Origin of the sequence: Bradyrhizobium septentrionale (assembly GCF_011516645.4) — a bacterium.
GTDB lineage: Bacteria > Pseudomonadota > Alphaproteobacteria > Rhizobiales > Xanthobacteraceae > Bradyrhizobium > Bradyrhizobium septentrionale.
The window spans coordinates 3,571,603-3,595,111 of the sequence record NZ_CP088285.1 but is presented as its reverse complement, the minus strand read 5'-3'; the positions used below and the strand labels follow the sequence as shown (position 1 = coordinate 3,595,111).

Annotated in this window: 19 protein-coding genes and 1 pseudogene; 5 read left to right on the top strand and 15 right to left on the bottom strand. The window is 65.0% G+C overall.

Annotation, left to right across the window (positions count from 1 at the left end; all coding sequences use genetic code 11):
* The first annotated feature begins 1 nt into the window (after position 1).
* Positions 2-1,105: a tricarballylate utilization 4Fe-4S protein TcuB gene (gene tcuB, locus HAP48_RS18700; RefSeq protein WP_166216262.1), complete on the top strand. Its 1,104-nt coding sequence runs from the start codon at positions 2-4 to the stop codon at positions 1,103-1,105.
* Between the two features lie 152 nt (positions 1,106-1,257).
* Here tcuB and HAP48_RS18695 read toward each other — a convergent pair whose 3' ends face one another.
* From HAP48_RS18695 to HAP48_RS18685, 3 genes are read right to left on the bottom strand one after another with little or no spacing between them, the layout of a single operon-like run.
* Positions 1,258-1,671 (bottom strand): Rieske (2Fe-2S) protein, encoded by a 414-nt coding sequence (locus HAP48_RS18695; protein ID WP_029077972.1) that lies wholly within the window; start codon positions 1,669-1,671, stop codon positions 1,258-1,260.
* Between the two features lie 53 nt (positions 1,672-1,724).
* Positions 1,725-2,834: an amidohydrolase family protein gene (locus HAP48_RS18690; RefSeq protein WP_166211582.1), complete on the bottom strand. Its 1,110-nt coding sequence runs from the start codon at positions 2,832-2,834 to the stop codon at positions 1,725-1,727.
* Positions 2,831-3,907: an amidohydrolase family protein gene (locus HAP48_RS18685; protein ID WP_166211585.1), complete on the bottom strand. Its 1,077-nt coding sequence runs from the start codon at positions 3,905-3,907 to the stop codon at positions 2,831-2,833. The genes HAP48_RS18690 and HAP48_RS18685 overlap by 4 nt, the downstream gene beginning before the upstream one ends.
* Positions 3,908-4,081: 174 nt before the next feature.
* Here HAP48_RS18685 and HAP48_RS18680 point away from each other — a divergent pair, with 174 nt between their 5' ends.
* Positions 4,082-4,564, top strand: a complete 483-nt coding sequence (locus tag HAP48_RS18680; RefSeq protein WP_166211588.1) for a CinA family protein — start codon at positions 4,082-4,084, stop codon at positions 4,562-4,564.
* Between the two features lie 400 nt (positions 4,565-4,964).
* Here the strand turns inward: HAP48_RS18680 and HAP48_RS18675 are convergent, their stop codons facing one another.
* The 3 genes from HAP48_RS18675 to HAP48_RS18665 are packed head-to-tail and all read right to left on the bottom strand — an operon-like array spanning position 4,965 to position 8,985.
* Positions 4,965-6,275: an HlyD family type I secretion periplasmic adaptor subunit gene (locus HAP48_RS18675; protein WP_029077976.1), complete on the bottom strand. Its 1,311-nt coding sequence runs from the start codon at positions 6,273-6,275 to the stop codon at positions 4,965-4,967.
* 8 nt (positions 6,276-6,283) lie between these two features.
* A complete protein-coding gene (locus HAP48_RS18670; RefSeq protein WP_166211591.1) occupies positions 6,284-8,035 on the bottom strand; it encodes a type I secretion system permease/ATPase in 1,752 nt (583 codons plus the stop codon).
* Positions 7,939-8,985: an acyl-CoA thioesterase domain-containing protein gene (locus HAP48_RS18665; protein WP_224496506.1), complete on the bottom strand. Its 1,047-nt coding sequence runs from the start codon at positions 8,983-8,985 to the stop codon at positions 7,939-7,941. The genes HAP48_RS18670 and HAP48_RS18665 overlap by 97 nt, the downstream gene beginning before the upstream one ends.
* A 71-nt stretch (positions 8,986-9,056) precedes the next feature.
* On the opposite strand from HAP48_RS18665, the pseudogene HAP48_RS18660 reads away from it, so the two are divergent.
* Positions 9,057-9,533: pseudogene (locus tag HAP48_RS18660) on the top strand (LysR substrate-binding domain-containing protein); the annotation flags it as partial.
* On the opposite strand, the gene HAP48_RS18655 reads toward HAP48_RS18660, so the two are convergent.
* The 8 genes from HAP48_RS18655 to HAP48_RS18620 all read right to left on the bottom strand — a co-directional run bounded on the left by HAP48_RS18655 (position 9,530) and on the right by HAP48_RS18620 (position 18,135).
* Entirely contained in the window at positions 9,530-10,507 is a 978-nt protein-coding gene (locus HAP48_RS18655) for an ABC transporter ATP-binding protein (RefSeq protein ID WP_166211594.1), read from the bottom strand. The pseudogene HAP48_RS18660 and the gene HAP48_RS18655 sit on opposite strands and share 4 nt — an antisense overlap.
* Positions 10,504-11,916, bottom strand: a complete 1,413-nt coding sequence (locus tag HAP48_RS18650) for an amidase (protein WP_166211597.1) — start codon at positions 11,914-11,916, stop codon at positions 10,504-10,506. The genes HAP48_RS18655 and HAP48_RS18650 overlap by 4 nt, the downstream gene beginning before the upstream one ends.
* Positions 11,913-12,110 carry a hypothetical protein gene (locus HAP48_RS18645; protein WP_166211600.1) on the bottom strand — a complete coding sequence of 66 codons (198 nt, stop codon included), beginning with the start codon at positions 12,108-12,110 and terminating at the stop codon, positions 11,913-11,915. Before HAP48_RS18645 ends, HAP48_RS18650 begins: the two co-directional genes overlap by 4 nt.
* Positions 12,107-13,180 (bottom strand): ABC transporter ATP-binding protein, encoded by a 1,074-nt coding sequence (locus tag HAP48_RS18640; RefSeq protein WP_166211603.1) that lies wholly within the window; start codon positions 13,178-13,180, stop codon positions 12,107-12,109. Before HAP48_RS18640 ends, HAP48_RS18645 begins: the two co-directional genes overlap by 4 nt.
* 105 nt (positions 13,181-13,285) lie before the next feature.
* The gene (locus HAP48_RS18635; RefSeq protein WP_156928316.1) at positions 13,286-14,173 is read right to left on the bottom strand and encodes an ABC transporter permease; all 888 of its coding nucleotides are present in this window, start codon (positions 14,171-14,173) and stop codon (positions 13,286-13,288) included.
* A 2-nt stretch (positions 14,174-14,175) separates the two neighbouring features.
* Entirely contained in the window at positions 14,176-15,129 is a 954-nt protein-coding gene (locus HAP48_RS18630; protein ID WP_166211606.1) for an ABC transporter permease, read from the bottom strand.
* A 136-nt stretch (positions 15,130-15,265) separates the two neighbouring features.
* Positions 15,266-16,348, bottom strand: coding sequence for an ISAs1 family transposase (locus tag HAP48_RS18625; RefSeq protein WP_166203503.1), 1,083 nt, complete (start codon positions 16,346-16,348; stop codon positions 15,266-15,268).
* 134 nt (positions 16,349-16,482) lie between these two features.
* Positions 16,483-18,135 (bottom strand): ABC transporter substrate-binding protein, encoded by a 1,653-nt coding sequence (locus HAP48_RS18620; protein ID WP_166211609.1) that lies wholly within the window; start codon positions 18,133-18,135, stop codon positions 16,483-16,485.
* A 210-nt stretch (positions 18,136-18,345) separates the two neighbouring features.
* Between HAP48_RS18620 and HAP48_RS18615 the strand changes: the two genes are divergently transcribed.
* Positions 18,346-19,953, top strand: a complete 1,608-nt coding sequence (locus HAP48_RS18615; protein ID WP_166211612.1) for an ABC transporter substrate-binding protein — start codon at positions 18,346-18,348, stop codon at positions 19,951-19,953.
* Between the two features lie 116 nt (positions 19,954-20,069).
* A protein-coding gene (locus tag HAP48_RS18610) for an IS630 family transposase (RefSeq protein ID WP_166211615.1) occupies positions 20,070-20,985 on the top strand; the annotation gives its coding sequence in 2 pieces (ribosomal slippage) (positions 20,070-20,405 and positions 20,407-20,985; 915 coding nt in all).
* Between the two features lie 184 nt (positions 20,986-21,169).
* On the opposite strand, the gene HAP48_RS18605 is transcribed toward HAP48_RS18610, so the two are convergent.
* Entirely contained in the window at positions 21,170-23,404 is a 2,235-nt protein-coding gene (locus tag HAP48_RS18605; RefSeq protein ID WP_166211618.1) for a CHASE2 domain-containing protein, read from the bottom strand.
* Positions 23,405-23,509: the final 105 nt, after the last annotated feature.

Genomic DNA, 23,509 nt, shown 5'->3' with positions numbered 1-23,509 from the left:
GATGCACGGGACCAGGATCTTGCAGGAAGCCGACCGTCTGATGACGGTGTGCAATTCCTGCCGCTATTGCGAGGGCCTGTGCGCGGTGTTTCCCGCGATGGAGATGCGCCGCGCCTTCTCCGACGGCGACCTCAACTATCTCGCCAATCTCTGCCATGCCTGCGGCGCCTGCTATACCGACTGCCAGTTCTCCCCGCCGCACGAATTCAACGTCAATGTGCCGAAGACGCTGGCGGTGGCGCGCGCCGAATCCTATGCCGCCTATGCCTGGCCGCGCGCCTTCGCCGGTGCGTTTGCGCGCAACGGCCTCTTCATCAGCCTGATCGCGGCGCTGAGCGTCGCCGCCTTCATCTTCGGCTTCGCCGCGATCAACGACCCCGGCGTGCTCTATGGCATCCACACCGGGCCCGGCGCGTTCTACAAATTGATGCCGCACAATGCGATGGCGCTGCTGTTCGGCGCCGCTTTGCTCTACGCCATCCTGGCGCTGATGATGGGCGTGCGCGCGTTCTGGCGCGCGATCGGCGAGCCCATTGGCATGAAAACGGACCCGAAATCGCTGTTGCAGGCGATGCGCGATGCCGGCGAGCTCCGCTATCTCGACGGTGGCGGCGTCGGTTGCTTCAACGAGGACGATCATCCGACCGACCGCCGCAAGCTGTATCACCACTTCACCTTCTACGGCTTCGCGCTGTGCTTCGCCGCGACCTGCGTCGGCACGCTGTATCATTACCTGCTGGCGCGCGAGGCGCCCTATGCGTGGTGGGATCTGCCTGTGGTGCTCGGCACGCTCGGCGGCATCGGGCTCGTGGTCGGCCCGATCGGCCTCTTGTCAGAGAAATGGAAGCGCGACCCTGTGCTGGTCGACGAGCAGCAGATGGGCATGGACACCGCGTTCATCCTGATGCTGTTCCTGACCAGCATCAGCGGCCTCGCCTTGCTGCTGTGGCGCGAGAGCGCGGCGATGGGTCCGCTGCTCGCGCTACACCTCGGCGTGGTGTTCGCGCTGTTCATCACCATGCCCTACGGAAAATTCGTGCACGGCATTTACCGCTTCGTCGCGCTGGTGCGCTACGCGCGGGAACGGCAGATGATGGCGGAGTGATTAGTGGGTGGGGTTGCGCTACGCTGGCTTACCCGCATCCCGTCATTCCGGGATGCGCTGGAGGCGCAGGCCCGGAATCCATCGGGCCATAGAACAAGTGGTGGAGTGGATTCCGGGCTCGCCGCTTCGCGGCGCCCCGGAATGACAACTGGTTAGAGGTCCACCACCACGTAATCACTCTCCACCGCGACCTTGATGGTCTCGGCGACATACGGCCCCTTCACCACATTGGTGCCCGGCTCGACGCTGACCGGATAGGCGCGTACGCGGAAGCGACGCGGGTCGCAATAGGACTGGCCAGTGCGGATGTCGAACTCCCAGCCATGCCAGGGGCAGCGCAGGATCTCGCCGAGTTTGGTGTATTCGATCTCGCCGGGATCGGAGGATGACGCCAGCCCGATCAGCGGGCCCTCGCAGAGCGCCGCGCCCTGATGCGGGCAGCGGTTCAACAGGCCGAAGAACTCGCCCTTGACGTTGAACACGGCGATCGGCCGTCCGTCGATCTCGAAGAATTTTCGCGACCCCGGCGGCAACTCGTCCACCGGGGCAATCACATGACGCGCCATCAATTCTTCTCACGCATGATCTGATTCGGAAAACCGGTTCCCACTTTTCCGGATCATGCGACGCCGTACAGCTGCTTCGCATTGTCGAGATAGAACGCCTGGCGGTTGGCATCGCTGACGCCGGCCGGCAGCACGCGCGACGGCTCGTCGTAATCCCAATGCGGATAGTCTGTCGCGAACAGCAGCCTGTCCCAGCCGATCCACTCGATGGTCTGGAACAGATGGTCGCGGCTCTCCGGATCCTCCACCGGCTGCGTCGTCCACCAGATGTGGTCGCGGATGTACTCCGACGGCTTGCGCTTCAGATGCGGTACCTCGGCATGCAGCCGCGCAAATACCTTGTCGAGCCGCCAGGCCAGCGACGGCGCCCAGCCGAAGCCGGCCTCGACCATCACCATCTTCAATCTCGGGAAGCGTTCGAACACGCCTTCGAGCACCAGGCTCGCCAGCGCGGTCTGCTGGCATTGCGAATGGCCGACCATCTCCTCGATGTAATAGCTCGGCCAGCCCGATGCGGTGATCGGGTTGCCGCCGAAGCCGAAGGCGTGCACGCCGATCGGCAATCCTGCCTCCTGCGCCGCCTCGTAGATCGGCCAGTAGCGGCGTTGGCCGAGCGGCTCGACATTGCGGCTGAGCAGCAGCACCTGGACGAAATTCGTGTCCCCCGCGCGCTTGCGGATTTCGGCCGCAGCCGACACGCCGTCTTCGTTGGCGACGACGACCGAGCCCTTCAGGCGCAAGTCCTTGCTGGTCCATTTCTCGATCTGCCAGTCGTTGATCGCCGAGCAGATCGCGCCGGCGAGATCCTGGTTGCGGATGCCCTGCCCGGTGTTGAGCGGGTTGAGCACGCCGAGCGCGACATTGTTGGGATCGAGATGCTGCTTCTGCATGAAGGACAGCGACGAACCCTGCGGCCCGCCCTCCGGCGGATAGGCATCGCGGCGCGAGGCGTTGGGCTGCGCCTTCGGATAGGGCGGGCCTTCCATCATGCCCTGATAGGCATGGACGCCGAAGGTTTCGAGATGGCTGTGCCAGCGCTTGGCCAGATAAGGATGCAGCTCGTCCTTGGTCGCGCGTGCCGGATGGATGTCGCAATCGGCGATCGCGGTCTTGATGCCGGTCGACGCGGCCGCCTCGGGACGTTCCCGAACCTGGATGTTCATGGCGTCATCTCCTTCACCTTCAACCGTCCGTAGGTTGCGTGCGGATTGTCGATCATGATCTTGCGGACCAGATCCGGCGACAACCCCTTCGGCAGCACCTCGTCACCATCGAACTGCCAATGCGGATAGTCAGTCGAGAATAGGATCAATTCGTCCGACTGCATATGGTCGAACAGCCGGTTCAGGGTGTCGCCTTCCGGCGGTGCGTCGACCGGCTGCAGCGAGAAACGGATGTTGCTGCGCACAATCTCCAGAGGCGCGCGGTCGACCCACGGTGTTTCCATGCGCACGCCGCGCCAGAACTTGTGCAGCCGCCACAGGAACGGCGGCAGCCAGGTGAAGCCGGACTCCAGCATCACCATCTTCAAGGCTGGATGGCGCGCGAACACGCCCTCGACGATCAGGCTGGTGAGCTGGGTCTGGAACGCCTGCGCCTGCGCGACGTAATCCTCGATGTGGTAGGAGCCCCAGCCGACCGAGGTCGGCGGATTGTGATAGGCGCTGCCGGCATGGATGCCGATCGGCAGGCCGTGCCGTTCCGCCGCCGCGTAGATCGGCCAATAGTGACGCTTGCCGAGCGGCATGTCGCCCATCACGAGCATCAGCACCTGCACGAAGCGCTTGTCCCGCGCGCAGCGCTCGATTTCGGCGACCGCCTTGTCGGTGCTCTGCACCGGAATCACGATCGAGCCGCGCAGGCGATCGTCCTTGTCGAACCATTCGTTGACCAGCCAGTCGTTCAGCGCGCGGCAGAACGCATCCGCCATGTCTTCGGAGAACACCATCTGCACGCCGTAGAGCGGATTGCAGATGCCGTAGGCGGTGCCGAACCTGTCGAGCGCCTGGCTTTGCATGTCGACAAGGCTCGAGCCCGGCTTGCCCTGCGCGGGGCGCCAGTCCGGCCGCGACGAGATCGGCGAATTGGTGGGATAGGATTGCGAGATCAAATCCGTCATGCCGCGCGTCGTCACCTGGTCGCGCCAGTAATCGTTCATGTACGGCAGCAGGCTGGTGAGGTGAGGCACGGCGGGATGCAGATCGCAATCCACGCCGCCCGCGATCGACGACGTCATGGTGTTTCCTCCGGCACGCACGCTCTCACAACAACTGTCGGGCGCCGCTTGGTTGTTGTCCGCCATTCAAGCAGTCCATGCTGCGATCCGCAACTCGGCAGAGGCCGGTGTGGTGTGCTAGGAAGGCAGAACGCCCTACAGGATTTTCATGGCAAATAACGAGAAAGAGCGCCGATGAACGCACTCATATCCATCGCTGAGCAGGTCGCCGCGAAACTGATCGCGAACAAGCAGACGATTGCGGTCGCGGAATCCTCCACCGGCGGACTGATCTCCGCATCGCTGCTCGCGGTGCCCGGAGCATCGGCCTACTTCCTCGGCGGCGGGGTGATCTACACCCGCGACGCGCGGCGTGCGCTGATGGACATTTCCGACGACGCGATGCGCGGTCTCCGCTCGTCGTCAGAACCCTATGCTCAGCTGCTCGCGCGCCAGATCCGCGAACGCCTCGCGACCGATTGGGGATTGTCGGAAACCGGCGCCGCCGGCCCGACCGGCAACCGCTACGGCGATGCCGCCGGTCACAGCTGCATGGCGGTCGCCGGCCCGCAGCAGCAGGTCATCACCCTGGAAACCGCCAGCGGCGACCGGCAGGCCAACATGCAGGCGTTCGCCAAGGCGGCGCTGGAGTTGCTGCTGAGGAATTTGGCGCAATAATTTTCCACCGTCGTCCCGGCCAAGCGAAGCGCGACCCGGGACCCATAACCACCACTGCCAGCGTTCAAGAGCCTGGGGCCACAGCGGTGCGCCTCAATGACCTGCGGTGGTTATGGGTCCCGGCTTTCGCCGGGACGACGTGCGGAAAGAGTTCCGCTTTGGGTTAAGAAGCCTGTAGCCCGGACGGAGCGAAGCGCAATCCGGGGCAGCTCTGTCCGCGGCGCGAGTGTTCCCGGATTTCGCTTCGCTTCATATCCGGGCTACGCTTGCTGTCGCGCGCTATGGCCACACCCTGCATCATAACTCATTCCTGGGGTAATGGGTCCCGGCCTTCGCCGGGACGACGCGGGGGAGAGATTCGTGGACGATCAATCAGCGGAGCAATGCGGCGCGCGAAAACTCACTTCTCGCGGAACGAGCGCATGAACTGGTCGCTCATCGGCTTCATCAGATACGACAGCATGGTGCGGTCGCCGGTCTGGACGAAGGCTTCCACCGGCATGCCGGGGATGATCTTGACCTCGCTGCCGAGGCGCGCGACCTCTTCCGGGGGCATCGAGACGCGGATGGTGTAGTAGCTCTGCCCGGTGCGCTGGTCGGTGTTGACATCGGCGGAGACGCGGGTGACGACGCCGTTCAGCTCGGGCGTCGTGCGCTGGTTGAAGGCGGAGAGCCGCAGCACGGTCTTCTGTCCGACCTGCAGCTTGTCGATGTCCTGCGGGTTGACCTTGGCCTCGACCGACAGATCGTCGGCCTTCGGCACAATCATCATGATGGCGTCGCCTGCGGTGATGACGCCGCCGACCGTGTGCACGGTCGACTGCAGCACGACACCGTCCTGCGGCGCGCGGATGTCGATGCGGCGAAGCTGGTCTTCGGCGGTCACCTTGCGTTCGACAAACTCGCCGATCTTGTCGTTGGTCTCACGCAGGTCCTTCGAGACCTCGGAGACCATGTCCTTGTCGACCTGGATGATCTGCAGCTCGGTCTCGGTGATCTTACCCTTGGCCTGGGCGCGCGAGGCGATGTATTGCGCGCGCTCGCCGGAGAGCCGCGCCGCGTCCCGCTCCAGCGTGGTCAGGCGGGTGAGCTGCACCAGATGCTGCTCATAGAGCTGGCGGACGCCGACCAGCTCCTGCTGCACCAGTGCGATCTCCTTGTCCTTGGCGGCTTCTTGCGCCTGCAGGCCGGAGATCTCCTCGTTGAGCTGGGTGACGCGCTCGCGCAGCTGCGCCTTCTGGCCGCTGCGGCCGTTGACGCGCACCTCGAACAGCTTGGATTCGCTCGCCATGATGTCGCGAACGTCGGGATCCTTGGCCTGCTCCGTGAGCTGCGGCGGGAAGGCGATCTTGTCGTTGCCCCGCTGCTCGGCCTCGAGCCGGGCCGCGCGCGCATAGAGACCATTCAGCGTCTTGACCACGATCGCAAGGCTCGCCTTCACGACCGTCTCGTCGAGGCGCACGACGACATCACCCGCCTTGACCACGTCGCCGTCACGCACCCGGACCTCGCCGACCACGCCGCCGGTCGGATGCTGCACCTTCTTGACGTTGGACTCGACCACCACCGAGCCCGGCGCGATCAGCGCGCCGGAGATCGGCACCGTGGTCGCCCAGCCACCGACGCCGCCGCCGAGAACCAGAACCACGACGAGGCCGACGATCAGGTGCTTGCGGATCGAGAGACGTGCGTTGCGCGGCTGATCGGTCATGCGATCGCTCATGATTTGGCCGCCCCCGCATCGGCGACGATCTTGATCGGCGTCGGCACCGGCGGCGCGACGCGCTGCAGCACCTGGGCGAGCACGGTCTCCTTCGGCCCGAAGGTCTGCATGCGACCGTCCTTCAGCACCAGCAGCTGGTCGACGCCCTCGATGCCGACCGGCCGGTGCGCGACCACGATGACGATGGCGCCGCGTTCGCGGGCACCACGCACCGCACGGGTCAGCGCCTCGTCACCTTCGCTGTCGAGGTTGGAGTTCGGCTCATCCAGCACGATCAGGAACGGATCGCCGTAGAGCGCGCGCGCCAGCGCGACGCGCTGCGCCTGACCGGCGGAGAGCGCGGTGCCCTGCTCGCCGACCTGGGTGTCGTAGCCCTCGCGCATCTTGATGATCATCTCGTGCACGCCGGCTTCCTTGGCCGCGGCAATGATGCCGTCGGACTTGGCGTCGGGATCGAACCGGCAGATGTTCTGCGCCACCGTGCCGGCGAACAATTCGACGTCCTGCGGCAAATAGCCGACATGGCGCCCGAGCTCGTCCGACGACCACTGGTCGAGCGCGGCGCCGTCGAGCCGTACCTTGCCGCGCGCCGGCACCCAGACGCCAACCAGCGCCCGGATCAGCGACGACTTGCCGGAACCGCTCGGACCGATCACGCCGACGCCGCTGCCGGCTTCGACCGCGAAGGTGATGTCCTGCACGATGGCGCGCTGGTCGCCGGGCGCAACCATGGTCACCGCCTCGACCGAAAGCTTCTTCTCGGGCGCCTGCAGCAGCGTCTGCTCGGGGCGCGCCGGAATCTGCTGCAGCAGGCGGTTGAGCCGCTGCCAGCTCTGCCGCGCAGCGACAAAGCCCTTCCAATGCGCGATCGCGAGATCGACCGGCGCCAGCGCCCGTGCGCTCAGGATCGAGCCGGCGATGATGATGCCGCCGGTGGCCTCCTGGTGGATCACGAGATAGGCACCGACCGCCAGCACCGCGGACTGCAGCATCATGCGCAGCACCTTGGCAACCGCACCGAGCCCGCCGGTGACGTCGCTCGCGTGCTGGTTGCCGGAGAGATATTCCTCGTTGGCCTCGTTCCAGCGCTTGTTCATGCGCCCAGCCATGCCCATCGCCACGAGCACCTCGGCGTTGCGGCGGCTGGAGGCGGCGAGATCGTTGCGCCGCGCCGCGAGCGACATCGCTTCCTTGGCCGGCGAGCGCGACATGTATTCGGTGATCAGCGTCAACGTCACCAGAATGACGGCGCCGACCAGCGCGGTGACGCCGAGCAGCCAATGGAACGCGAAGCAGATCGCCATGTAGAACGGCAGCCAGGGCAGGTCGAAGAACGCACCGGGACCCATGCTGCCGAGGAAGGAGCGCACATTGTCGAGATCGCGCAGCGGCTGCAGGCCCTCGCTGCGATTGCCGGCCATCAGCGGCAGCCGCACGATGGTGTCGAACACCCGCGCATTGAGCGCCTCGTCGAGCGAGGTGCCGACGCGGCCGAGGATCCGTCCGCGCAAGAGATCGAGCACGCCCTGGGCGATGTAGAGCACCGCGGCGATGACCACGAGGCCGACCAGGGTCGGAACACTGCGGCTCGGCAGCACGCGGTCGTAGACCTGCAGCATGAACATCGAACCTGTCAGATACAACAGGTTGATCATGCAGCTGATGAGACCGACGCCGACGAAGGCACTGCGACATGCGCGCAGCGCCTCAGCCAGTTCGGAACGCCGGACAGCGGGCGCGGCTGCCATGAAAACTGTTCTCTGCAAACAAAAGCGTTACGTGATGACCACCTTGTATAGGCGTTTGCGGCCATCGTCCATTTCAAGTCGCGCCGACCAGAGCATGGTTCGCGGGCTATTTTTGTGATCCCACAGACAGTTGACGGAATAATTAGGGTTAACCGGCCGCGGAACCCGGCGCGGTAACAGGTGCGGTTTTCGGAAAGGGCACGAGAATGACCGACATCGAGACCCCGGCCGATCTCGCCAACCACATCGAGCAATACCCCGCTGCCGACGCCAAGCCCGGCCTCCGGGCGCCAGCGCGCCTCGGGGCGAACACCGATCCACGCGCCCCGCGGTGGCCTGAACAGCTGCACCGCAAGGTTCGGATTGGGGTCGGCCACCACGTTCTGGACTGGGCGCGCGATGCCATGGGTCCAGTCGGCGGGACCGAGCACCCGCGCCAGCGGGCCGGCACCGGTCGTCACGTCATGGTGCATTCGAAACCAGGCAACGTCGCCGCCGACACGGGCTTCCATCGTATCCATGAACCAGCTGCGGCCATGGCCATGGACGGCGCGCAGGTTGCGCAACGGAAAGGCCGTGGGATCGACCGGGTCGCCTGCACTTCCATCCAGGCCCGGCACCTCGACGGCACGTTCGCGCGGCAGCGTCACGCGCACCGTCGCGGTGGGCTGCGCCTCGCCTGCCGGCCAGAGCGTGTTGTCGACGACGCTGACCCGGCCGCCCTCGGTCAGGACGGTGACTTGGGTGCGCAATTCGGCCATCGGGGTCGGCCGCAGGAACCAGGCTGACGCTGAGATCGCGGTGCCCCAGTTGCGCGCGTCGGCCATCGCCTCGACCTCGGCGGTCAGCAGGCTCGCGACCGCCCCGCCCTGCAGGCCTGCGAACGGCCCCGCCGCCAGCGCGGTGGGCTTCCAGTGGTGCGGCGTGGCGAGCGGTTCGAAGATGGCCAAGGTGCGTTCCCTGAGGTGAGCAGGATTGAGCATCCGGGCAATCTGGCCACCAATATGCCGACTTCGCCGGCTCCCGCGTCGACGTCGCGATCCGCTATGGGCGGGAGCATGCCGCCGGGCTGAAGGTCGAGCCGCTGGTCCGGGTCCGCGGGCAGCCGGTCTGTGCGCCGGCGCTGGTCAAGGCGGGACTGCGGCGGCCGGAGGACCTGCCGCGCGAGGTACTGATCCATGTCACGACGCAGCCGCGGGCCTGGCCGGCCTGGCTGCAGCAGGTCGGGCTGCCGAATCTAGCACCACGCGGACACCTCTGGCTCGACAGCGTGCCGGCGATGCTGGAGGCCGCCGAACACGGGCTCGGCGTCGCGATCGCGATCGCCCCCCTGATCAAGGCGCGGCCGGGCTTCGGCAAGAGACTGGTGGCGCCGTTCGCGTTCGAGGCTGCGCCCAGCGAGACGATCTACCTGATCTCCCGCACCGAACAGGCGCGCGACCGACGAATTGCCGCGGTGCGGCGCTGGATCGCCGACGCGGTCGCCCGCGCTTCCTAAACCGCGGCGACCGCCGGCTCTGCGAGGACGCAGCGCGCCAGATGGCCGGGCGCGACCTGCACGCCGGGCGGCAAGCCTTCGCTGCAGCGCGGCTCGGCGAACTTGCAGCGTGGCGCGAACGAGCAAGCGGCCGGTGCGTGATCGAGCGAGGGCGGCGTGCCCGGGATGGTTTCCAGCCGCTGGCCACGCATCGCACCGTGGATGGTCGAGGCCAGCAAGCCTTTCGCGTAGGGATGAACCGGCGTGCGGACGATGTCGCGCAGGGCGCCCTGCTCGACGATCTGGCCGGCATACATCACCGCGACGCGGTCGCAGATTTCGATCGCGACGCCGATGTCGTGGGTGACGAATATGACCGACATGCCGAACTCGCGCTGCAACTCGCGCAGCAGCAGCAGGATCTGGATCTGCACGGTGGCATCGAGCGCCGTGGTCGGCTCGTCCGCGAGCAGGATTTTTGGCTTGCAGGCCAGCGCCAGCGCGATCATCGCACGCTGGCGCATGCCACCCGACATTTCGTGCGGATAGGATTCCAGCCGCCGCTTGGCGGAGGGGATCCGCACCACTTCGAGCATCTCGAGCGCGCGCGCGATGGCATCGCGTTCGCTCTTGCCCTCGTGGCGCATCACCGTCTCCGCGATCTGGCGGCCGATGGTGTAGACCGGATCGAGCGCCAGCGCCGGCTCCTGGAAGATCATCGAGACGGTCTGGCCGCGGAATGCGGACAGCGCCTCGTCATCCATCGCCAGCACATCCCGGCCCAGCACCGTCACGCGGCCGGAGATCTGCGTGCGCTTCTTCGGCAACAGCCGCATCAACGCGCGCAAGGTCACGCTCTTGCCCGAGCCGGACTCGCCGAGCAGCCCCAACACCTCGCCCTCGCCGAGCGACAGGCTGAGATCGTTCACGGCATGCACCGTGCGATCGCCGGTGAAGCGGATGTTGAGGCTGTTGATCTCGACGAGATTGGTCATGCGAGCTTGGGCACCCTGGCGTGGAAATCGGTCGCGCGCTGGAATGCAGCGCCGATCCGCAGCAATGTGGCTTCCTCGAAGGAGCGGCCGATCAGCTGCATGCCGACCGGCAGACCCGCCTTGGTGAAGCCCGACGGAATCGACAGCGACGGCACGCCGAGATAATTGACCGGCCGCGTGAACCGCGTCAGCCGCTGGATCACCGCTTCCGCGCCCGGACCGTTGCCGACGTCGCTCTCGGCGATCGTCGGCGCCGGCACCGGGGCCGACGGCGCGATCACGGCATCGACGCCGCTGACCGCCGCATTGTGCGCGGCGAGCGCGGGGCCGCGCCAGCGCATCGCCTCGAGATAGGCGACGGCGGGAATGGTCAGGCCGTTCTGCAGCCGCATCAGGACTTGCCCGCCGTAATCCTGCGGCCGCTCGATCATCCAGCGCTTGTGGAAGGCCGCGGCCTCGGCCGCGAGTACCAGCTGCGACGCTGCGCTGAGCTGCCGCTGATCTGATAACTCGACCTTGACGATCTCGGCACCTTCCTTCTTCAGGGTGGCAACCGTCTCGTCGAGGATGTGCGCCACCTCGGGATCGAGGTCGTCGACATAGAATGCCGTCGGCACGCCAATCTTCAGACCTTTCAGCGACTGTCTGGTCGCAGCCAGATAGTCGGGCACCGGCTGCGTCGACGCGGTGAGATCCTCCGGATCGGCGCCGGCCATCAGGCCGAGCAGCAGCGCGCAGTCCTCCGCGGTCTGCGCCAGCGGACCGACGGTATCGAGCGACTGCGACAGCGGCATCGCGCCGGCGCGGCTGACCCGGCCGACCGTCGTCTTCAGCCCGGTGACGCCGCAGAAATGCGCGGGCATGCGCACCGAGCCGCCGGTGTCGGAGCCGAGCGCCGCGAAGGTCAGCCGTGCGGCGACCGCCGAGCCCGAGCCTGACGACGAGCCGCCGGTGATGTGCTCGACATGCCAGGGATTGCGCACCGCGCCGTAATGCACGTTGTGGCCGGTCGGCCCGTAGGCGAACTCGACCATCTGCAGCGAGCCGAGCCGGACCTGTCCGGCATCCTTGAGCCGCTGCAACGCCGTCGATGTGGTCTTGGGCACAAAATCGCGGCGGATCAGCGAGCCACAGGTCACGACCTTGCCGGCGTCGTAATACATGTCCTTGTGCGCCAGCGGCACGCCGTGCAGCGGACCACGCGCGTTGCCCTTGGCGAGCGCGGCATCGGCCTCGGTGGCGGCGGCGAGCGCCTGTTCGGATTCAACAGCCATATAGGCGTTGAGGCACGGCTGCCACTCTGCAATGCGATGCAGCACGGCGCGCGTCACCTCATGCGAGGAGACTTTCTTGTCGGCAATCGCCTTGGCGACCGCAGTCAGCGTCATCAGGGCCGGCTCGGTGCTCATTTCGACACCTTTGCGATCTGCGCCAGCAGGAAGCTCGCGGGTTCGAGATCGAAGGGCAGCGTGCCGGAGATCGGTGCAAAACCGTCGAAGGCAGGCCCGATCGAATTGGCGATGCGGGTGGCAGTTTCGTCATCGGCGGGCACGTCGACGACGTGCGCGATCACCTTGACGTCCTTGGGAGTGGGTCTGGTCATGCCGCGTTTTCTCCTTTTGTTTTTGCCGGCGCGCGGCTGTGCCCTGAACCCGGAATGGCCATGTAGCACGCCGCTTGATGGCCCATTGTATCGAGATCGCTGAGTTTTGGCGTGTCGTTTGCGCAGAGCGGCTCCGCAAACGGGCAACGGGTGTGAAACCGGCAGCCCGGCGGCGGATCGATCGGATTGGGCGGATCGCCCGAGATCGGCGGCACCTCGGTGCGATTGTCGGGATCGGATGACGGCATCGCCGCCAGCAGCGCGCGGGTATAGGGATGCGCCGGCGCGTCCCAGACCGCATCGACCGGGCCGAGCTCGACGACCTCGCCGAGATACATCACCAACACGCGGTCGGAGATGTAGCGGACGACGTTGAGATCGTGGCTGATGAACAGATAAGTCAGGCCGAATTCGCGCTTCAGGTCGGCGAGCAAATTGAGCACCTGCGCCTCGACCGATTTGTCGAGCGCGGAGACCGCTTCATCGAGGATCACGAGCCGCGGCGACAACGCAAGCGCGCGGGCGATGTTGACGCGCTGGCGCTGGCCGCCGGACACCTCGTGCGGATAGCGGTTGGCGAAGATCTCCGGCCGCAAGCCCACCTTGCCGAGCAGCTCGCGCGCCAGCGCCCGCGCCGCGCCGTCGACCATACCGTGCACCTTGGGCCCGAACGCGATCGATTCCTCGATGGTGAGGCGCGGGTTGAGGGAGGCGTAGCTGTCCTGAAACACCATCTGCATGCCGCGGCGCAGGTCGCGCAGCGACAGCGACGGGCCGACCTGCATTCCGTCATAGACGATGTCGCCGGCATCGCGGGTCATCAGATGCATCAACAGCCGCGCGGTGGTCGACTTGCCGCAGCCGGACTCGCCGACGATGCCGACGGTCTCGCCCTTCATGACCGCGAAAGTGACGTCGTCGACGGCGCGCACGGTCTTGCGCGGGCTGAACAGTCCGCCGCGCACCGGGAAGTGTTTTGTCAGTCCCTTGACCTGCAACAGCGGCTGCGCGGCGCCGCCGATGTCGGCGACCGGCTCCAGCATGTCGGCTGAGAGATTGGCGTCGCTCATCGCACTAAAGCGCGATGAGATGGGGTTGAATCGTCATCGCGCTTTAGCTCCTTGTTTGGGCATGATCTTCTCGGAAAACCGCTTCACACTTTTCCGGATCATGCCTTAGTTCCTGATGTCCATGGCGCTGCGCATGCCGTCGCTCAGCAGATTGAAGCAGATCGAGACCGCGAAGATCATCGCGCCGGGCAGCGCGGCAACCCATGGATTGACATAGATCGCGGTGCGCAGCGTGTTCAACATCAAGCCCCATTCCGGCTCCGGCGGCTTGGTGCCGAGCCCGAGGAAGGAGAGACCGGCGGCGAGGATCATCGACACCGAGATCAGGCCGGTGGCATAGACAAAGATCGGGCCGAGCACATTGCCGAGCATGTGCACGCGCATGATGGTGAACGGACCGGCGCCGGAGGCGCGCGCCGCCTCGACGAAATCCATGTTGCGCACGCCGGTGGTGACGCTCTCGGCGACGCGGGTGATCTGCGGCACGAACACGATGGTCAGCGACACGATCGAATTGGTGATGCCGGCGCCGAGCGCCCCGGAGATCGCGATCGCCAGCAGCACCGAAGGGAAGGCGTAGAATACGTCGACGGTGCGCATGATCGCGGTGTTGAGCTTGCCGCCGACGTAACCTGCGACGAGGCCGAGCGAGGTGCCGATCACGAAGGCAAGGATCACCGGCAGGATGCCGATCACCAGCGAGAGGCGCCCGCCATAGATCAGCCGCGCCAGCATGTCGCGGCCGAGTTCGTCGGTGCCGAGCGGATAGCCCGGCGTACCGATATGGCGGAGGCGGCGGATCATCGAGCCCTGATAGGGATCGGCGAGATGCAGCCATGGCGCCAGCAACGCGGAGGCGAAGATCAGCACCAGGATGATGGCGCAGGCCATGCTGACCTTGTCGCGCCTGATGCGGCGCCCAACGGTCGCCCAGTAGCCACGCGCCTTGGTCGCGGGGGCGGCCTGCAATGCGGTATCGCTCATCGCGCTCATGGTTAGCTCCGCTTGATGCGCGGATCGATCGCGGCCTGCGCGATGTCGACCAGGAGGTTGAGCAGCACGAAGAACAGCGCCAGCACCAGGATCGTGCCCTGCAGCAGCGGCAGATCGCGCTGGAAGATCGCCGAGTTCAGCAGCAGGCCCGAGCCCGGCCAGGAGAACACCGTCTCGATCAGGATCGAGCCGCCGAGCATGTAACCGAGCTGAAGTCCCATCACCGCGAGCGCGGTCGGCGCCGCGTTCTTGATGACATGGCGAAAGACCCCGGTCTCGCGCAGCCCCTTGGCGCGCAGTGCCTCGACGAAATCCTGGCTCAGGATATCGCCGGTCAATGCCCGGACGGTGCGGGTGACGATACCCATCGGGATCACCGAGGTGGTGATCGCGGGCAGCACCAGGTAGCGCAGATGCTCCCAGTCCCACGCCCAGGCGCCGGAGCCGCCGGGCCCGGCGCCGACCGCGGGCAGCCAGTTGAGCTGCACCGAGAAGATGATGACCAGCACCATGCCGAGCCAGTAATGCGGCAGCGAGACGCCGGCGATGGCAAAGGAGGTCGCGACCTTGTCGACCCAGGTGTCGCGGAAATAACCGGCGATCAGGCCGAACAACAGGCCGAGCGTGAAGCCGATCATCGCAGCCGCGATCGCCAGCATCACGGTGTTGCCGACCGCGCGCAGCACCTCGGTCAGGACGGGACGGCCGGTTGCGATCGAATTGCCGAGATCGCCGTGGATCGCGCGCCACAGCCACAGGCCGAATTGCACGGGCAGCGGCCGATCGAAGCCGTAGGCGGCGCGCAATTGCGCGGCGAGCTCCTGCGAGGCATCGGCCGGCAGCACCGCAACCAGGGGATCGCCGGGCGTGATGTGCACGAGGAGGAAGCACACCAGCGCAACGCTGAGCACGATCGGAATGACGTAGACGATCCGTCTGGACGTATAGGCGAACACGAGATACCTGGCGTTTTCGAGCGCAACGAGATGCTAGGGCTCCCCTCCCCCTTGTGGGGAGGGGTTGGGGAAGGGGGTGGCGCGAGGTCGGTGGGTGTGGCTACGCCCCTCCCTAACCCTCCCCCACAAGGTAGGGCTATCGCATATGGGCGAGGACGGAGAGAAGGAAGTCGTTATTCCATCTGGCCTGGAGCATTTTGTGGCTGGTGCGCGTGGGACCTGGCGTGGCTTGTAGAGCGTTAAGTGCCAGCTTTCGGATGGCGGCAAGATTTCCGGCGGCATGGCCCTTGCGGCTACGGCAGGCGTCTTCGTCGAACAGAACGTCGAGAACCCAATGCAAGTTGTTCTCGATACCCCAGTGGGCGCGGACGGCCTCGAGCAGCTTCTTGGCCGACAACCGGCGTGAGGCCAGAAAGTATCGGGCCGTGTGTTTGGCTGTCTTGCCGGCCTTGGCGCGCCAACTATCGATGCGACCGACGACAGCGATAGCAGGGAAGCTGTATTGCTTTGCCAAGTCTGGGGCCGGCACGACGATGGCCTGCCGGCGCTCGATGCGGCCGTGGGCCGATGTCCTTCGCTGGCTCGCCCGCGCTGGCTTCCGGGCCGTATCGAGCAGCGCCTTGACGGCTTTGAAGAGCCGGCCGCGATTACTCTTGATGGCCAATACATAGTGGCCCTTCCGATCGCGGATGGCCTGCGCCGTGTCGGGCCGGCAATGCAAGGCGTCGGCGGTGACAAGAGCACCATCCAGATCGAGCAGGGCGAGGACTTCGAGAGCGCCGGCAATCTCGTTGCGATTGGGAGCCTTTCTCTGCGCCAACGCCATGCGCGTGCCTGCCGCCCAGACGTTGACCATATGTAGCGGCGTAGCCCGCCGGCCACGCGTGAAGGCTCCGCGCAACGCCTTGCCGTCGATGCTGACCACGCCCTTGACGCCGAAGCTCTTGCTGAACTTACGCAAAACCGCTTCCAGACCCTTCGGGTCCAGCACGCGGAAGACGTTGCTGAACGTGTCGTGGCTAGGAATACCGTGTCCAAGCTCCAGGAACTTCCGCAACAGCTGCTCTCGGCCTTTGCCGAAGAACTCGAACTCGGTGCAGGTCTTGGCGCCGGCCAGCGTCGCCGCCAAGGCAATGACGAGGATCTCCAACAAATCGTGTCGCGTGTTGCCGGCGCGTGGATCCTTGAGCGGTCGAAACAGGCGCCTGAGTTTGCGCATTTGGGTCTCCCTCGACAATCGAGAGACCCCCAAAGAATCCAGTTCCAACCGCTTGGCAACACCCCTCCTGAGCCATATGCGATTCCCCTACCCCACAAGGGGGGAGGGAACGAGACAGCGCGCCAAACCAATCCTCACGGCACGATCGAGACCGGCGAGAAGTCGACGAACCAGCTCTTCGGCTGCACAAAGCCCTTGATCTTCGGGCTCATGGCGCGCGGCGCGACGTCGTGCGCAACATACAGGAAGGCCGCATCGTCGACCGAGGCGGCATGCAGTTCGGCGAGCGCGGCGTCGCGGGCCGCGGGGTCGAAGGTCTGGCGGGCCTTCTTCACCAGTTCGTCGAACTTCGGGTTGTTGTTGAAGCCCCAATTGTTCGAGACCGGCGGCGCCATGCCCGATTGCAGGAAGCGCACCAGCGCGAAGAACGGATCCATCGCCGCATAGGTCACGTTGGTCGCATTCGAGCCGTTGGCCGACGGATCCTTGGCGCCGCGCCGCCAGTTGGTGAACAGCGTATTCCACTCGATAACGTCGAGCTGCACATCGAAGTAGCACTCGGCCAAAGCCTGCTGCAGATATTCGTTCATCGGCAGCGGCAGCATCTGGCCCGAGCCCGATGCCGAGGTCTGGATCTTGACCGTCAGCTTCTTGTTCGGACCGAAGCCTGCCTCCTGCATCAGCTTCTGGGCGGCCGGCTTGTCGTACTTGATCTGGAAGGTCGGATTGCCGCGCCACGGATGGCCGGGCTCGAACGTACCGGTCGCCGGCACCATCAGGCCCGCGAGCAGGCCGTCGCGCAGCCCTTCGCGATCGATACAGAGATTGGCCGCCTTACGGACGCGGATGTCGTTCCACGGCGAGCCCTCGACACGGGAGAACTGCCACGGCCAGACATGCGGCTCCTCGTTGGAATAGAGAGTGAAGCCACGCTGCTTGATCTCGGGCAGCGCGTCCGGCGCCGGCGCCTCGATCCAGTTGACCTGCCCCGACAGCAGCGCCGCGGTGCGGGCATTGGCCTCCGGCATCGGCAGCAGCACCATCTTGTCGACCTTCGGCACGCGGGCCTTGTCCCAATAGTTCTCGTTCTTCACCAGTTCGAGCCGCTCACGCGGGGTGAAGCTCGACATCTTCCAGGGGCCGGTGCCCGACGCGTCCTTGGCGAACGCGGCCCATGCGGCCTGCGACTTCGCCTTTGCGTCGGCGCCTTCGGCCTTGTCGTAGAATTGCTGCCACTTGGTCGGGCTCGCCATGAACAGATTGGTGAGATTGATCGGCAGGAAGCTGTCCGGCTCCTTGGTGGTCAACTCCACCGTCATGTCGTCGATCTTGCGCGCGGAGACCAGCGTCGGCATCCGCGAAGCGGTGACGCCGACCTGGCTCGCATCATATTGCGGCGCGGCCTGCTTCAGAACCTTGTCGACATTCCAGACCACGGCATCGGCATTGAACGGCGAACCATCGTGAAAGGCGACGCCGGGACGCAGCTTGAACACCCACTTGGTCTTGTCGGAATCGTCGACCTTCCATTCGGTGGCGAGGCCCGGAATCATCGCGCTCGCCTTGTCCGACGACGACAGGTCCCACATCGTCAGCGCGTCATACATCGTGAGCCCAGTGAAGCGATTGCCCTCAAACCCCTGATCAGGCTGCCCGAGCGTGCGCGGAATATCGGCAGCCGTCATCCCAATACGCAGCACGGTCTCGGCACGGGCGATCGCCGGCATACCGGCAGCAATCGCGAGCGCCAGCATGATCGCTGTCGCATTGGTCTTCCTGTTACGCATCTGAGCAGCCCCTTCGAGTCTGGTGACGTTTTGGTGATTATTTCTTGGGCAAAGCGTATGCAATGCCTGTGCCAAGGGGAATAGTTCTTCAGCAAATAACCGCTGGGCACGTCATTTCTTCCCACCTTAGACTAAGACGGAGCAATAGTGCCTATTCTGGCATCACGCTTGCAGGATTTGGTTCCGACTTCCCACCAATGGAGCCTTTATATGCGTGCGCGCAATTCGATCCTGATGGCAGCAATGGCGCTTGCCCTGACCGCGGGCTGGCCTGCCCTGTCTGCGCGGGCGGAGTCCATTGTGCGCTACGGCATTTCGATGGCCGACATTCCGCTGACGACCGGTCAGCCCGATCGCGGCGCCGGCGCCTATCAATTCACGGCCTACACGATCTACGATCCGCTGGTTGCCTGGGAGATGGATGTTGCCGACCGGCCGGGCAAGCTGGTGCCGGGACTCGCGACCGAATGGAAGGTCGACGACACCGACAAGACCAAGTGGCGCTTCACGCTGCGCAAGGGCGTCAAATTCCACGACGGCAGCGACTTCAACGCCGACGCCGTGATCTGGAATCTCGACAAGGTGCTGAACGACAAGGCACCGCAATTCGACAAGCGGCAGAGCGCGCAGGTCAAGACCCGCCTGCCCTCGGTTGCGAGCTACGCCAAGATCGACGACTCGACCATCGAGATCACGACAAAGACGGTCGACTCCTTCTTCCCCTACCAGATGCTCTGGTTCCTGGTCTCGAGCCCCGCGCAATATGAAAAACTTGGCAAGGATTGGGACAAATTCGCCAGCCAGCCCTCCGGCACCGGCCCGTTCAAGCTGACGAAACTTGTGCCGCGCGAACTCGCCGAGCTGACCAAGAACCCGGACTATTGGGACAAGAAGCGGCTTGCGAAGGTCGACAAGATGATCCTGATCCCGATGCCGGAGGCATTGACGCGTACCAACGCGTTGCTGGCAGGCCAGGTCGACCTGATCGAGACGCCGGCACCCGACGCCGTGCCGCAGCTCAAGGCCGCCGGCATGAAGATCGTCGACAACGTGACGCCGCATGTCTGGAATTATCATCTGAGCGTGCTGCCCGGTTCGCCCTGGACCGACATCCGCCTGCGCAAGGCGCTCAACCTCGCGATCGACCGCGACGCGGTGGTTGCCCTGATGAACGGGCTGGCAAAGCCCGCCAAGGGCCAGGTCGACCCGTCGAGCCCGTGGTTCGGCAAGCCGGGCTTCGAACTGAAATACGACCTCGCGGCCGCCAAGAAGCTGGTGGAGGAAGCCGGCTATTCCAAGGACAAGCCGTTGAAGACGACCTTCATCATCGCCCAGGGCGGCACCGGGCAGATGCTGTCGCTGCCGATGAACGAGTTCCTGCAGCAGAGCTTCAAGGAGATCGGCATCGATGTCGACTTCAAGGTGGTCGAGCTCGAGACGCTCTATACCCACTGGCGCAAGGGCGCGGCCGACGAGATGAACGCCGGCATCACCGCCAACAACATCGCCTACGTGACGTCGGACCCGCTGTACGCCATCGTGCGGTTCTTCCATTCCGGCCAGGTCGCTCCGGTCGGCGTCAACTGGGGCGGTTACAAGAACCCGAAGGTCGACGCGCTGATCGACGAGGCCAAGCAGACCTTCGATACCGCGAAACAGGACGCGCTGCTGGCGCAGGCGCACGCGCTGATCGTCGACGATGCCGCGCTGGTGTGGGTGGTGCACGACACCAATCCGCACGCGCTGTCGCCGAAGGTGAAGACATTCGTGCAGGCGCAGCACTGGTTTCAGGATCTGACGCAGATCGGACTGGAGTAGATCTCTCTGCCGTCGTCCCGGCCTAGAGCGGGATGGGGTTAGGTTGAATCGATTTGGGATTCCCAAATCGGTGTGTTTCTGATTCACCATGCTGACTGGGTTGGAGGCCAGCATGGATGGGCAAGCCTTATTCTCTGGATCTTCGCAAGCGAGTCGTGTCGGCGATCGAGGGCGGGATGTCTCGCAATCAGGCGGCCAAGCAGTTTGGGGTCGCGATCAGCACCGCAATCGGTTGGATGCAGCGGGTCGAGGAGACCGGCAGCGTTGAGCCTGGCCAGATGGGCGGTCATAAGCCGAGGGCGGTTTCGGGAGACCACGCGGCTTGGCTGTCGCAGCGGATCAAGGACGGCGATTTCACTATACGGGGGCTCGTTGCCGAGCTTGCTGGACGCGGCCTGAAGGTCGACTATCACTCGGTGTGGGACTTCGTGCATGCCGAGAAGCTAAGCTTCAAAAAAAAGCGTGGCGGCTGGCGAACGGGATCGACCCGCGGTCGCGCGGCGGCGAGCCCAGTGGACAAAATATCAAGGGCGCGTCGAAGCTGAGCGGCTCGTCTTCATCGACGAGACATGGACCAGAACCGATATGGCGCCTTTGCGTGGATGGGCACCGCGCGGGCACAGACTTCCTGCCACGGTTCCCCACGGTCGCTGGAAGACCATGACCTTCCTGGCGGCCCTGCGCCATGACCGGATCGATGCGCCATGGTTCATCGAGGGGCCGATCGATGGCGTGAGCTTTCGCACCTATGTCGAGAAGGTTCTTCTGCCTGTCCTTCGATCCGGCGATATCGTCGTCTTGGATAACCTCGGTAGCCACAGGAGCAAAGCAGTTCGCCAACTCATCCGTTCGGTCGGCGCCAAACTCTTCTTCCTGCCCAAATACTCGCCCGACCTGAACCCGATCGAACAGGTCTTTGCCAAGCTCAAGCATCTGCTCCGCAAAGCTGCCGCGCGAACCGTCGACGCGGTCTGCGCCGCAATCGGCCACGCACTCGACGCCTTCACCCCCGAGGAATGCGCCAATTACTGAAAAATTCAGGCTATCGAACTTAATGCCATCACGCTTTAGTGCGCAATTGCGCACGGGAGCCGGGACCCATAACCGCGAATGGGTGTTGTTGGAAAGCCGTCCGGCCGCGTGCCCGTTACGCCGGCCGCGGCGTATGGGTCCCGGGTCGCGCTTCGCTTGCCCGGGACGACAGTGAATCTGGCGCCTATTTCGTCGTCAACGCAAATGCGCCGTCCCAATCCTGCGGCGGCGGCTCTTTCTGGAAGGCGCGGATGCGCGCCTCATAGAGGCGATACAAGTATTGCAGCGTCTGCGCCTCGTCGGTCTTGCGGCCGCGCTCGATCGCGGCCAGCGCGCCGTCCCAATCGCGGCCGCGGTAGCAGGCGAGCATCTCGATGGTCAGGTTGCGCAGCCGCTGGAAGCGGCCCGATTGCGCAACGTCCTCGCGGCCGGCAATCGCATAGATCACCTCGGGTTCCTTCTTGCCCTTGACCATGATGAAGTCGAGCTCGAGGATCGCGAACTTCTCCTTCACCTCGAGCGCGGTCTTCGATCCCACGATGATCGGGAAGCCGTACTCCTTGGACTGCCCCTCCAGGCGCGCGGCCAGATTGACGCTGTCGCCCAACACCGAATAATTGAACTTGAGATCGGAACCCATGTTACCGACCACGCAGCTGCCGGTGTTGAGACCGACGCCGATGTTGAGCGGCACATAGACGTGGCCGCCCTCCTGCGCTTCCAGCTCGCGTTCCTGGTTAAGTTCGTCGACGCGCTCCAGCATGTCGAGCGCGGCGTCGCAGGCATTGAGGTGGTGCTGCTTGTCGTCGAGCGGCGCGTTCCAGAACGCCATGATGGCGTCGCCCATGTATTTGTCGATATAGCCCTTGCGGGCGAGAATCGCGTTGGTAAGCGGTGTGAGAAAGCGATTCATCAGCTGCGTGAGGCCCTGCGGATCGCTCTTGTAGGTTTCCGAGATCGAGGTGAAGCCGCGCATGTCCGAGAACATGATGGTCATCTCGCGTTCCTCGCCGCCGAGCACGAGCCGTTCCGGCGCATTAGCAAGCTGCTCGACCAGCGCGGGCGACATGTACTGCACGAACTGCGACCTGATCTGCCGGCGCTGGTGCAGCTCGCGCACGAAGGCGGAGAAGATCAGCGTCAGATAGATCGCCGTGGTCGACATCAGCGGATAGGTGAAATCAATCAGCAGCCGATGCTGGGAGTAGAAATACCAGGACGTGCCGATCAGCACCGAGGCGAACATCCCGCCGACAACGACGAGCGTGACCGGTCCGAATTTCGGCGCGAAGGCGATCACCAGCAGCCCCATGATCAGCGCGGCGAAGAATTCGATGCCGATGCCGTAATTGGGCTGCGCAACAACGTCGCCGGTCAGCGCGCTCTCCAGCACCTGGGCGTGAATCTCGACACCGGGCATCGCGGGCGTGACCGGCGTCGTCTTGATGTCGTTCAGCCCGATCGAGGAGGTGCCGATCAGGATGAGCTTGCCGGCGATCTTTTCCGGCGCGACACGCCCCTCCAGCACGTCGATGGCGGGGACATAGATCGAGGGATCGCGGCGCGCGTAGCGGATCCAAAGCTGGCCGTTGAGATCGGTCGGGATCGTGAAGCCCTTGACGCCGAGGCTCTTGATGCCGGCCTCGTCGGTCTTGATCAGGATGGTGCCCGCGCCGCTCGCCACCCGCAGCATCTCGAAGGTGAGCGACGGCATGGTGACGCCCTGGGCGACCATCATCATCGGCACGCGGCGCACGATGCCGTCGCGTTCCGGCCTGATCGTGAACAGGCCGCGGCCGGCGGCGGCCTCCTCGAGCACCGGCACGTTGCGCAGCAGGCCGACGAACTCGAACATGAAGCGCTGCGGCGCCTCGCCGAGCATCGCCAGTCCGGTGACCGGGAGCTTCTCGTTGAGGTCGGCGCGCACATTGGGACCGCCGGACTCGCCGAGCACGACGCGCGAGTTCCTGATGGCCTCGGCGAGGATGCTGTCATTGCTCGGAAGCTGCCTGAGCCTGGCGCGCATCTCCTCGTCGAGATTGCCGAACGTATCGGCTGCGATGTCAGGGTTGAGACGGTCCGGCTCGGCGAACACCGCGTCGAATGCGATCACGACGGCGCCGAGCCTGGTGAGATTGGTGACGATCTCGGCGATCCGCGTCCGCGGCCAGGGCCACTGCCCGAGCCGGGGATCGGCGAGGCTCTTCTCGTCGATGTCGACGATGGTGACGGGACGCGCGGTCTTCTTGCGGGGCTCGATCAACTGGAAGGTATCGAACGTCCTGACCCGCAGCTCCTGCACCGGAGCCGGGTCCATCACCCGCAGCGCCGCGATACCGATCAAAAGCACCACGCAGACCAGCCGCGCATAACCGAAGCGCCGTCCGAACCACCGTCGTATCGCCTTCAGCCGTCTCATGCCCTCTGGATATCACGCGCGGAGCATTGTTCCAATCGAACAAGCACCCGCGGTGCACAAACGGCCCGGCCAGGCGCGCCGCCAATGGCGGTACGGCCGCACGTC

Coding starts and splice junctions, on each gene's coding strand:
- tcuB (WP_166216262.1), top strand. CDS start 2: ATGCACGGGACCAGGATCTTGCAGGAAGCCGACCGTCTGATGACGGTG.
- HAP48_RS18695 (WP_029077972.1), bottom strand. CDS start 1,671: ATGGCGCGTCATGTGATTGCCCCGGTGGACGAGTTGCCGCCGGGGTCG.
- HAP48_RS18690 (WP_166211582.1), bottom strand. CDS start 2,834: ATGAACATCCAGGTTCGGGAACGTCCCGAGGCGGCCGCGTCGACCGGC.
- HAP48_RS18685 (WP_166211585.1), bottom strand. CDS start 3,907: ATGACGTCGTCGATCGCGGGCGGCGTGGATTGCGATCTGCATCCCGCC.
- HAP48_RS18680 (WP_166211588.1), top strand. CDS start 4,082: ATGAACGCACTCATATCCATCGCTGAGCAGGTCGCCGCGAAACTGATC.
- HAP48_RS18675 (WP_029077976.1), bottom strand. CDS start 6,275: ATGACCGATCAGCCGCGCAACGCACGTCTCTCGATCCGCAAGCACCTG.
- HAP48_RS18670 (WP_166211591.1), bottom strand. CDS start 8,035: ATGGCAGCCGCGCCCGCTGTCCGGCGTTCCGAACTGGCTGAGGCGCTG.
- HAP48_RS18655 (WP_166211594.1), bottom strand. CDS start 10,507: ATGACCAATCTCGTCGAGATCAACAGCCTCAACATCCGCTTCACCGGC.
- HAP48_RS18650 (WP_166211597.1), bottom strand. CDS start 11,916: ATGAGCACCGAGCCGGCCCTGATGACGCTGACTGCGGTCGCCAAGGCG.
- HAP48_RS18645 (WP_166211600.1), bottom strand. CDS start 12,110: ATGACCAGACCCACTCCCAAGGACGTCAAGGTGATCGCGCACGTCGTC.
- HAP48_RS18640 (WP_166211603.1), bottom strand. CDS start 13,180: ATGAGCGACGCCAATCTCTCAGCCGACATGCTGGAGCCGGTCGCCGAC.
- HAP48_RS18635 (WP_156928316.1), bottom strand. CDS start 14,173: ATGAGCGCGATGAGCGATACCGCATTGCAGGCCGCCCCCGCGACCAAG.
- HAP48_RS18625 (WP_166203503.1), bottom strand. CDS start 16,348: ATGCGCAAACTCAGGCGCCTGTTTCGACCGCTCAAGGATCCACGCGCC.
- HAP48_RS18620 (WP_166211609.1), bottom strand. CDS start 18,135: ATGCGTAACAGGAAGACCAATGCGACAGCGATCATGCTGGCGCTCGCG.
- HAP48_RS18615 (WP_166211612.1), top strand. CDS start 18,346: ATGCGTGCGCGCAATTCGATCCTGATGGCAGCAATGGCGCTTGCCCTG.
- HAP48_RS18605 (WP_166211618.1), bottom strand. CDS start 23,404: ATGAGACGGCTGAAGGCGATACGACGGTGGTTCGGACGGCGCTTCGGT.